The following is a 9356-nucleotide window of genomic DNA, read 5'->3' as shown; positions in this document are numbered from 1 at the left end:
GGTGGAACCCCCTTCCACGGGTGCCGGTGCGGCGCCGCGGGCCGGAAGCGCTGCGCGGGTGCCGTCGCCACCGAGCTCGTACGACTTCTTCGCCCCGTCCACCGATGTCGCGGCGCACGGGACCGGCACCCCCGGTGACCGGTCGCCGCGCCGGCCCGGTACGCCGGCCCACGGGCCCGGGGACGGGCCCGCCCGTCCCGCCGGCGCCCCCGAGCGGGACGCGGAGGACTCCACCGGCACGGCGTCCGGCCTGCCCGCCGCGCGCCGGCCGGGCGCCGTCACCCCGCCGCCACCCCCGGCCTCCGCCCGCTTCCCGGACGCTCCGCCGGCCACACCCGGATCCGCCCGGCCCGGCGTACCGCCGCGCACCGGCCCGCCCGAGGAGAACAGCACGGAGACGACCAGGCGGCTGCGGCCCGTCCCGGCCCAGGAGCCGGCCGCGCCCCCGCACACCCCGCCCCGCGCCCCCGTACCTCCGTCGCGCACCCCGGGAGCGGAGCGCCCCTTCGTCTCGTTCGCAGAGCCGGACACCCACGACGGGACCGGCGAGCGTCCACGCACCTCGCGCGGCGGCAGGACCCGTCCCCGCATCGTGGCCGCCGCGGCCTGCGTCGTCCTCGGAGTCGGACTCATCGGCGGCGCGGTGACGGGCAGTTGGCTCACCGGCGGCACCGACGGCGAGGGCTCGGGCGACGCGTTCGCGTCGGCCGGCGACCTGTGGCACAGCGTGCCCGTGGACCGGCTCTTCCCGCCCACCGTGCGGGGCGACGGAGCCGGACCCGGTGGCGCCGACCGCGTCTGGACCCGGATCGCCGTCGCGCCGGACACCGGCTGCAAGGACGCCTTCGACCCGCTCCTGCGCAAGGCCCTCGCCCCGGTCGGCTGTCTGCGGCTGCTGCGCGCCACGTACACGGACGCCACCCGCAGCCATGTCACCACCGTCGGCCTGCTGTTCACCAAGGCCGACGCGGCGGCGATGACCTCCCTCAAGGCCCGCTTCGAGAAGGAGGGCCTGGAGCGCCGCACCGACCTGATGCCCCGCCCGTACGCCGCAGAGGGAACCGTCGCCGACCACTTCGGCACCGCGCAGCGCGCCTCCTGGACGGTGTCGGTGCTGACCGACGCCCCCGTCGTGGTCTACGCCGTCTCCGGTTTCGCGGACGGCCGTGCCGTCACCACGCCGCAGGCGGCCGAGGACGCCATCGAGCCCGGTGCGACCACGACCCCGGCGCAGGCGGGCCTCGGCCACGAGGCGCAGGGCCTCGCCGACCGTGTCGAGCGGGGTTTCCGCAAGACCGTCACCTCGGCCACGGAGAAGCCGTCATGATCCGCAAGGCCGGACCGGTCCGCACGGCGGGGCGGGCCCGCCCGACCGGGGTGACCCGCCGGGCCGGGCTGCTCGGTGTCCTGCTGGCCGGGTCCCTCGCCCTGGTGCCGTCCACCACCGCGTACGCCGACGGCATACGCGCCAAGCAGTGGGCACTGGACGCGATGCACACCCAGCAGGCCTGGCGGACGACCAAGGGCAAGGGCATCACCGTCGCCGTCCTCGACACGGGCGTCGACGCCCGGCACCCGGACCTCGACGGGAACGTCCTCACCGGCAAGGACATGGTCGGCTTCGGCGCGAGCCGTGGCGACCGGGCGTGGGCCAGGCACGGCACGGCCATGGCGGGCATCATCGCCGGGCACGGTCACGGCCCGGGCGACGACGACGGAGTCATGGGCATCGCCCCGGAGGCGAAGGTCCTCCCGGTCCGCGTCATTCTGGAGGACGGCGACTCCGCCCGGACGAAGGCCCGCAACACCCGGGGCAACGCACTCGCCGAAGGCATCCGCTGGGCCACCGACCACGGCGCCGACGTCATCAACCTCTCCCTCGGCGACGACTCCAAGTCCGCCCACCCCGAACCGGCGGAGGACGAGGCCGTCCAGTACGCCCTGCGCAAGGGCGCCGTCGTCGTCGCCTCGGCCGGCAACGGGGGCGAGAAGGGCGACCACATCTCCTACCCGGCCGCCTACCCGGGTGTGATCGCGGCGACCGCCGTGGACCGCTACGGCACCCGCGCCTCCTTCTCCACCCGCCGCTGGTACGCCACGGTGAGCGCGCCCGGCGTCGACGTCGTCATCGCCGACCCGGACGACCGCTACTACGAGGGCTGGGGCACGAGCGCGGCGTCCGCCTTCGTCTCCGGCGCGGTCGCGCTCATCAAGGCGGCCCACCCCGGTCTGTCCCCGGCGCAGATCAAGCAGCTCCTGGAGGACACCGCCCGGAACTCCCCGGCCGGCGGTCACGACGACTCCCGCGGGTTCGGTTTCGTCGACCCCGCCGCCGCCATCAAGGCAGGCGGCCGGCTCAAGCCCGAAGGGCTCCACTCGCAGGCGTACGGCGGGAAGTACTTCGGCTCGGGTCCCGACACCGCCAAGGGCGACGACGACTCCTCGGGCTGGGCGGGCCCCCTCGCGGGCGGCCTCGGCGCGGCCCTGCTGGCGGCGGCGGTCGTGCTGTGGCGCGGCCGCCGTGACCCGGGCCGGTACGGCGACGCCTAGTCGCACGCGTCGGGCGGCGGGACCTGGGCGGGTACGGCGACGCCCAGCGGCACACGCGTCATCGCGGGACCCGGGCCGGCACGGCGACGCCCAGCGCCCTCTGACGGCGGGACCCGAACGGAACCGGTCCTGCCGGAGTTCACCGGTGGGCCGGTCGGGCCCCCTGGGTACCCCGGGCAATCCGTGCAGGCGGTACGGGTGTTGCGGCGCATACCCCCCCCGCAGCGCCCCGAACGACCTGAGCCTCAGCCCGTGTCCGTGTCCCGGAACGCCGACACGGCCGCCCGCGCCGCCGCCTCCACCAGCGAAATCCCCTTCGCCTGCGTGGAGTTGCCGTTCGACAGGGTCGCCACCAGGTAGGAGCGTCCGTCGGCGGTGACCCGTCCGATGCTGTTGATGTCCCACAGCCCGGTCGTGCTGCGCGCCAACCACCCGTTCTTCAGGGCCCACGCGGAGCCGTCCGCCACCGCCGAGACCCCCCAGTGCTGGCCCGCCGCGACACCGCCCATGAGCCCCTGCACATAGGCGCGCGAACTCTTCGAGAGCTCGGCGTCGCCGACGCCGAACACCTGCCGGAGCAGGGTGAGTTGATCGGCCGCCGTGGTCTGCGTCAGCCCCCACAGCACGCCGTCGCCGCCCTGCGTGCCGGACAGGCCGAAGCGGGCGTTCGCGGAGTCCAGGCCGTCCGCCCGCCCGATCTCGTCCCACAGCGCGGACGCCGCCGCGTTGTCGCTGTGCTCGATCATCGCGGTGGCGTACGCCTTCTCCTGGGCCGTGAGATGCCGGTCCGCGTCCTGGACCTGGAGCAGCAGCGCCGCCAGGATGTCGACCTTCACGATGCTCGCGGTGTCGAAGGAGCCGTCGCCGTACATGGAGCTCTCGCCGGACGTGAGGTCGAGGACCGCGACCGACACCTTCGCCCCGTTCTCCGCCGTCACCGACTTCATCGCCACGGCGAGCAGCGCCTCACGATCGACCGAGGGCTCCGCCACGGGTTCCACCGACGCCTCCTCGCTGACGGCGGGCGACGCCGAGGACGCCGCCGGGGACCCGGACGACGATACGGGCCCGGAGCCGTCGTGCGCCTGGGCCTTCATGTAGAAGGTGCCGGCCGCGGTGCCGCCCACCAGTACGGCGGAGGCCACCAGGGCGGACAGCAGCGGCGTGCGTCGGGCGGTGCGGGCGCGGCGCCCTCGGGCTCTGTGACGGTCCATCCCGCGATGCTGGGCGCCGGGGCTGTGCCCGTGGTTAGACGCATGTGAGATGTGTGTCAGGGAAGGCTGAGAAACGCATGAGCCTTGTCACCGCCGGGTTACCGGGGCCGCACAAGCACAGCAGCATCACCCCGATAGGGTCGGGACCGTGGCGAACAAGAACATTCCCGACTCCGGCTTCTCCGACGACGACGGCAGCGCCGACCCGAAGCTCAGCGCGGCGCTCGCGGCCTGGGCCGAGGACCGCACCGCCGTCGGGCCCGTCCTGGAGGCGCTCAAGGGCGCCCGGCTGCTCGTGCCCGTGGTGGCCGTCCTCGGCGAGGTCGAGGAGGACGAGAACGGACTGCGTCACGAGAAGACCAGCGACATGGCGGTGCCGACCCTGAAGGCCGGCCACCGCACGGCGCTGCCCGCCTTCACGTCCACCGAGTCGCTGGCCCGCTGGGACCCCGCGGCCCGCCCCGTCGCCGTACCCCTGCACCAGGCGCTGCAGGCCGCCGCGCACGAGAAGGCCGACACGATCGTCCTGGACATGGCGGGGCCCGTGCCCTACGAGCTGACGGGCCCGGCGCTGCTCGCGCTCGCCGAGGGACGCACCTCGACCGACCCGCTCGCCGACCCGGCCGTCGTGGCCGCGGTGCGGGCCGCGGTCGCCGCCGAGCCGCTGGTGCTGCGCGCCCACCTCGGGCCCGGCCGCGCCGACGGCACCCTCGCCCTCGTGCTCGACCCGTCCGCCGCCCCGGCCGAGGCGGCCCGCTCGGTCGCCGAGCGGCTCGCGGCCGACGAGACACTGAGGGCCCGCCTGGTGCGCGGCCTCGACCTGGCGCTGCTGCCGGCCGAGGCGACGCCGCCGGGCGAGCCCCTGTACGTACGTCGGTGAGTGAAGGTCAGCCGTAGACCGGGCCCGTGTACTTCTCGCCCGGCCCCTGGCCCGGCTCGTCCGGGACGATCGACGCCTCGCGGAACGCCAGCTGGAGCGACTTCAGGCCGTCGCGCAGCGGCGCCGCGTGGAAGGAGCTGATCTCGGTCGCGCTCGCGTCGAGCAGCCCGGCCAGCGCGGTGACCAGCTTGCGCGCCTCGTCCAGGTCCTTGTGCTCGTCCCCCTCCTCGGTCAGACCGAGCTTCACGGCGGCGGCGCTCATCAGGTTCACGGCGACCGTCACGATCACCTCGACCGCCGGGACCTCGGCGATGTCGCGGGCCATGGTGTCGTAGTCGGGAGTCTGGGGAGGGGTGTCACTCATACCTGACACGATAGGCCCAGGTGCGCGGCCGTCCGCGCGGGGGAGCCCGAGGCGCCCGGTTAGCGCGGGCCCGGGGGAGCTGCTAACCTTGTGTAACGACCGGTCGGACACGTATGTGCTCGACCCACAAGTGGAGGCTCCGATCTCCCACCTGACCGTCCTCCGGGGCGGCGGGTCACCCGGTCAGGCGGCCACCACCGTTCCGTACGGACGGTGGAGTCGCCCGATAGTGCGCCCCGCGGTTCACCGCGGCGGTGCTCCGGTAGTCATGGAGCCCCGCCTGTGTTCCGTCACGGGGCATTTTTCATGCCCCGCGGTGGTTGGTCCACGTGTCATCAGAGACATACGCGGCTGTCCGCCAGACCGCCGTGTGGTGCTACCGAGGAGGATCCATCAGCGCCGAGCCCCGCATCAACGACCGGATTCGCGTTCCCGAGGTGCGACTTGTCGGTCCCAGCGGCGAGCAGGTCGGGATTGTTCCGCTTGCCAAGGCCCTGGAGCTTGCGCAGGAGTACGACCTGGACCTGGTCGAGGTCGCGGCGAACGCCCGTCCGCCCGTCTGCAAGCTCATGGACTACGGGAAGTTCAAGTACGAGTCGGCCATGAAGGCCCGTGAGGCGCGCAAGAACCAGGCGCACACGGTCATCAAGGAGATGAAGCTCCGGCCGAAGATCGACCCGCACGACTACGACACCAAGAAGGGTCACGTCGTCCGGTTCCTCAAGCAGGGCGACAAGGTCAAGATCACGATCATGTTCCGTGGTCGCGAGCAGTCCCGGCCCGAGCTGGGCTACCGACTGCTGCAGCGTCTCGCGGAGGACGTCCAGGACCTCGGTTTCGTCGAGTCGAACCCGAAGCAGGACGGCCGGAACATGATCATGGTTCTCGGTCCGCACAAGAAGAAGACCGAGGCGATGGCCGAGGCCCGTGAGGCCCAGGCGGCCCGCAAGGCGGAAGCGAAGGCCAACCCCGGTCGCTCGCAGAACGCCGCCGAGGCCGAGACCGCCGAGGCCCCGGCCGAGGCTTCCGCCGAGGCTCCGGCCGAGGCTCCCGCCGAGGCCTGATCCCAGGACCCACGCCCCGGGAGCGCTCAGGACGGGAGTCCGAGGCGCCCGGGACAGCAGTCCGGGGATGTCAATCGATACATATGACGTTCCATCGTGCCCGGTTTCACGACCGGGCACCGGAACGCCACTGACGAGGAGATAACGGCGCTATGCCGAAGAACAAGTCGCACAGCGGTGCCAGCAAGCGCTTCAAGGTCACCGGCTCCGGCAAGGTGCTCCGTGAGCGCGCCGGCAAGCGCCACCTGCTCGAGCACAAGTCGTCCCGTCTGACGCGTCGCCTCACCGGCAACGCCGAGATGGCCCCGGGCGACGCCAAGAAGATCAAGAAGCTTCTCGGCAAGTGACGCACCGGCGCCTCGGCGCCGCGCGTCTGGACCGGGACCCAATCGATTTCGGGCCGTGTGACGACCACCACGGCCCCGCTACAAGGAGTTAAACAAAGTGGCACGCGTCAAGCGGGCAGTCAACGCCCACAAGAAGCGCCGGGCGATCCTGGAGCAGGCCTCCGGATACCGCGGTCAGCGTTCGCGCCTGTACCGCAAGGCCAAGGAGCAGGTCACCCACTCGCTGGTCTACAACTACAACGACCGCAAGAAGCGCAAGGGCGACTTCCGTCAGCTGTGGATCCAGCGCATCAACGCTGCGGCCCGCCAGAACGGCATGACGTACAACCGCCTCATCCAGGGTCTGAAGGCCGCCAACATCGAGGTGGACCGCAAGATCCTCGCGGAGCTGGCCGTCAACGACGCCAACGCGTTCGCCGCGCTCGTCGAGGTCGCGCAGAAGGCGCTGCCGTCGGACGTCAACGCGCCGAAGGCCGCGTGACGCTGCACCGGCGCTAGGCCGGTGCGACCGGAGGACCCGCAGGCCCGAGGCCTGCGGGTCCTGCTGCGTCCGGACGGGCGGCGCCCCGTGCGCGCGGGCGGCCGGACACGTCGTGCACACGGCGGCCCGCATCCCTGCCCGTACCCGTCGACCGCGGGCCCGCGCCCGACAAGTACCCGTGAACTTCCGAAGGTGAGCCCATGCCCTTTGCCGCCCCCGAGCTGATCTCCCCGCGTTCGCCCCGCGTATCCGCCGCGCGGCGGCTGGCCAAGCGGAACTTCCGGGGCAAGGAGCAGCTGTTCCTCGCCGAGGGCCCGCAGGCCGTACGGGAGGCGGCGGCCCACCGGGCGCACGGTCGGGCCACCCTCGTGGAACTCTTCTCGACCGTCGAGGCGGCGGAGCGGTACGCCGACATCATCGGCGAGGCCCGGGACGCCGGCGCCCGCGTGCACCTCGCGGACGAGACGGTGATCGCCGACATCTCGACCACCGTGACCCCGCAGGGACTCGTCGGCGTCTGCCGGTTCCTCGACACCCCCTTCGAGGACGTCCTCGAAGCCCGGCCCAGGCTCGTCGCCGTCCTCGCCCACGTCCGGGACCCCGGGAACGCCGGCACCGTGCTGCGGTGCGCCGACGCCGCGGGCGCCGAGGCCGTCGTCCTGACCGACGCCTCCGTGGACCTGTACAACCCCAAGGCCGTGCGCGCCTCGGTCGGCTCGCTGTTCCATCTCCCCGTCGCGGTCGGCGTGCCCGTGGAGCGGGCCGTGCAGGGCCTCAAGGACGCCGGGGTGCGGATCCTCGCCGCGGACGGCGCGGGCGACGACGACCTCGACGACGAGCTGGACAAGGGCACCATGGGCGGCCCCACCGCCTGGGTGTTCGGGAACGAGGCCTGGGGGCTTCCGGAGGAGACCCGGGCGCTGGCCGACGCCGTCGTGCGCGTACCCATCCACGGAAAGGCCGAGAGCCTGAACCTCGCCACGGCCGCCGCCGTATGTCTCTACGCGTCCGCCCGTGCACAGCGCGCCTCCGGAGGGTGCCGCTCCGTCACCGACAGCTAGTAGGGTGACGGGCTCGGGGGCCCTGCGCCAGACGAGAGGTGGGGTACGGGGATGAGTGTCGGCACGAGCGGTGCGCAGAAGGCGCCGCGAGCACGGGAGGTGCGCGGCACACCCACGTCCCGGCACGGCGACCCCACCACCGGACGTGTCCCGGCCGACCTGGCCATCGACCCCGACGACCTGCCCGACGGGCTCGTCGTGGCCGACGAGCACGGCGTGGTGATCTGTTTCAACGCCGCCGCGGCCCGGATCACCGCGGTCCCCGCCGCCGACGCCCTCGGACGCGGGCTCGACACGGTGCTCCCGCTGGAGGACCTGGAGGGCCGCAGATGGTGGCAGCTGACCGACCCGTACGGCGGTCTCGCGATCCGCAACGCCCAGCCCGAGCGCAATCTGCTGCTGCCCGGGGCGCGCGAGGTCCTCGTCTCCGCGCGCTACGTGCGGACGCGCCCCACCGGCCCCGTGCACCGCGTCGTCGTCTCCCTCCGTGACACCGAGGCCCGCCGCCGCACCGAGCGCAGCCACGCCGAACTGATCGCGACGGTCGCCCACGAGCTGCGCTCGCCGCTGACCTCCGTCAAGGGCTTCACCGCGACGCTGCTGGCGAAGTGGGAGAGGTTCACGGACGACCAGAAGAAGCTCATGCTGGAGACCGTCGACGCCGACGCGAACCGGGTCACCCGGCTCATCGCCGAACTGCTCGACATCTCCCGCATCGACTCGGGCCGTCTCGAGGTGCGCCGCCAGCCCGTCGACATCGGTGCGGCCGTCGGCCGGCACATCCAGGCGTACGTCGCCTCGGGCCAGTCGGCCGACCGCTTCCTGCTGCGCATCGAGCAGCCGCTGCCCGCCCTGTGGGCCGACCCGGACAAGATCGACCAGGTGCTCAGCAACCTGCTCGAAAATGCCGTGCGTCACGGCGAGGGAACCGTCACCATTGATCTGGCACCCTCGGTGTCCCCGCACGAGCGGGAGGACGGCGAGAACACCGCCACGTCGGTCACGGTGAGCGACGAGGGCACCGGCATCCCGGAGGAGTCCATGAACCGCGTCTTCACCCGCTTCTGGCGGGGCAGCAAGCGCGGCGGCACCGGCCTCGGGCTCTACATCGTCAAGGGCATCGTCGAAGCCCACGGCGGCACCATCACGGTCGGCCGCGCCCCCGGCGGCGGCGCCGAGTTCCGATTTACGTTGCCCGTGGGCACCCCGGCGCATCTCCTCTGACGCCGAAGAGGCCCCACGGGCGCACGCATGAGGGAGCCACCCCTTGGACTGCGCGTCCAAGGCTGTCTCCCACCCCGTTAGACTCGGCCTTTGGCACCTTTGCGTCCCCGTTTCAGGGACGACGCGTCCCCCGAGTCGGGACGGGGACCCTCAGCCAGCCAACCGGAAGCA

The 9356-nt window shown here is 72.9% G+C and carries 10 protein-coding genes; 8 read left to right on the top strand and 2 right to left on the bottom strand.

All coding sequences use genetic code 11. The features are described from left to right. Together BKI49_RS35665 and mycP are read left to right on the top strand one after the other, a co-directional pair. A partial coding sequence (locus tag BKI49_RS35665; RefSeq protein WP_306453542.1) for a hypothetical protein occupies positions 1–1327 on the top strand: 1327 nt, incomplete at its 5' end. Continuing rightward, a complete protein-coding gene (gene mycP / locus BKI49_RS06025) occupies positions 1324–2550 on the top strand; it encodes a type VII secretion-associated serine protease mycosin (RefSeq protein WP_095933136.1) in 1227 nt (408 codons plus the stop codon). The genes BKI49_RS35665 and mycP, both read left to right, overlap by 4 nt. A 245-nt stretch (positions 2551–2795) precedes the next feature. Here the strand turns inward: mycP and BKI49_RS06020 are convergent, their stop codons facing one another. Continuing rightward, entirely contained in the window at positions 2796–3764 is a 969-nt protein-coding gene (locus BKI49_RS06020) for a serine hydrolase (protein WP_095933135.1), read from the bottom strand. Between the two features lie 148 nt (positions 3765–3912). Here BKI49_RS06020 and BKI49_RS06015 point away from each other — a divergent pair, with 148 nt between their 5' ends. Beyond that, positions 3913–4644, top strand: a complete 732-nt coding sequence (locus tag BKI49_RS06015; RefSeq protein ID WP_095933134.1) for an SseB family protein — start codon at positions 3913–3915, stop codon at positions 4642–4644. A 7-nt stretch (positions 4645–4651) separates the two neighbouring features. Here BKI49_RS06015 and BKI49_RS06010 read toward each other — a convergent pair whose 3' ends face one another. Beyond that, a complete protein-coding gene (locus BKI49_RS06010) occupies positions 4652–5008 on the bottom strand; it encodes a DUF1844 domain-containing protein (protein ID WP_028801570.1) in 357 nt (118 codons plus the stop codon). Positions 5009–5376: 368 nt separating this feature from the next. Between BKI49_RS06010 and infC the strand changes: the two genes are divergently transcribed. The 5 genes from infC (at position 5377) to BKI49_RS05980 (ending at position 9185) form a co-directional block, all read left to right on the top strand. Beyond that, positions 5377–6072 (top strand): translation initiation factor IF-3, encoded by a 696-nt coding sequence (gene infC, locus BKI49_RS06000; RefSeq protein ID WP_095933133.1) that lies wholly within the window; start codon positions 5377–5379, stop codon positions 6070–6072. Between the two features lie 152 nt (positions 6073–6224). Then, positions 6225–6419, top strand: coding sequence for a 50S ribosomal protein L35 (gene rpmI / locus BKI49_RS05995; RefSeq protein WP_007829094.1), 195 nt, complete (start codon positions 6225–6227; stop codon positions 6417–6419). Positions 6420–6516: 97 nt separating this feature from the next. Continuing rightward, the gene (gene rplT / locus BKI49_RS05990) at positions 6517–6900 is read left to right on the top strand and encodes a 50S ribosomal protein L20 (protein ID WP_018103794.1); all 384 of its coding nucleotides are present in this window, start codon (positions 6517–6519) and stop codon (positions 6898–6900) included. 200 nt (positions 6901–7100) lie between these two features. Then, a complete protein-coding gene (locus tag BKI49_RS05985; protein ID WP_095933132.1) occupies positions 7101–7961 on the top strand; it encodes a TrmH family RNA methyltransferase in 861 nt (286 codons plus the stop codon). Between the two features lie 51 nt (positions 7962–8012). Next, complete coding sequence (locus tag BKI49_RS05980; RefSeq protein ID WP_095933131.1) at positions 8013–9185, top strand: sensor histidine kinase; 1173 nt, start codon at positions 8013–8015, stop codon at positions 9183–9185. Positions 9186–9356 lie beyond the last annotated feature (171 nt).

Source organism: Streptomyces sp. Tue6028, assembly GCF_002300165.1.
GTDB classification, from domain to species: Bacteria; Actinomycetota; Actinomycetes; order Streptomycetales; family Streptomycetaceae; genus Streptomyces; species Streptomyces siamensis.
Note: the sequence above shows the minus strand (reverse complement) of the source record. Positions and strands in the feature narration are given on the sequence as shown.

Coding starts and splice junctions, on each gene's coding strand:
- BKI49_RS05985 (WP_095933132.1), top strand. CDS start 7,101: ATGCCCTTTGCCGCCCCCGAGCTGATCTCCCCGCGTTCGCCCCGCGTA.
- BKI49_RS06020 (WP_095933135.1), bottom strand. CDS start 3,764: ATGGACCGTCACAGAGCCCGAGGGCGCCGCGCCCGCACCGCCCGACGC.
- mycP (WP_095933136.1), top strand. CDS start 1,324: ATGATCCGCAAGGCCGGACCGGTCCGCACGGCGGGGCGGGCCCGCCCG.
- rpmI (WP_007829094.1), top strand. CDS start 6,225: ATGCCGAAGAACAAGTCGCACAGCGGTGCCAGCAAGCGCTTCAAGGTC.
- BKI49_RS06010 (WP_028801570.1), bottom strand. CDS start 5,008: ATGAGTGACACCCCTCCCCAGACTCCCGACTACGACACCATGGCCCGC.
- BKI49_RS05980 (WP_095933131.1), top strand. CDS start 8,013: ATGAGTGTCGGCACGAGCGGTGCGCAGAAGGCGCCGCGAGCACGGGAG.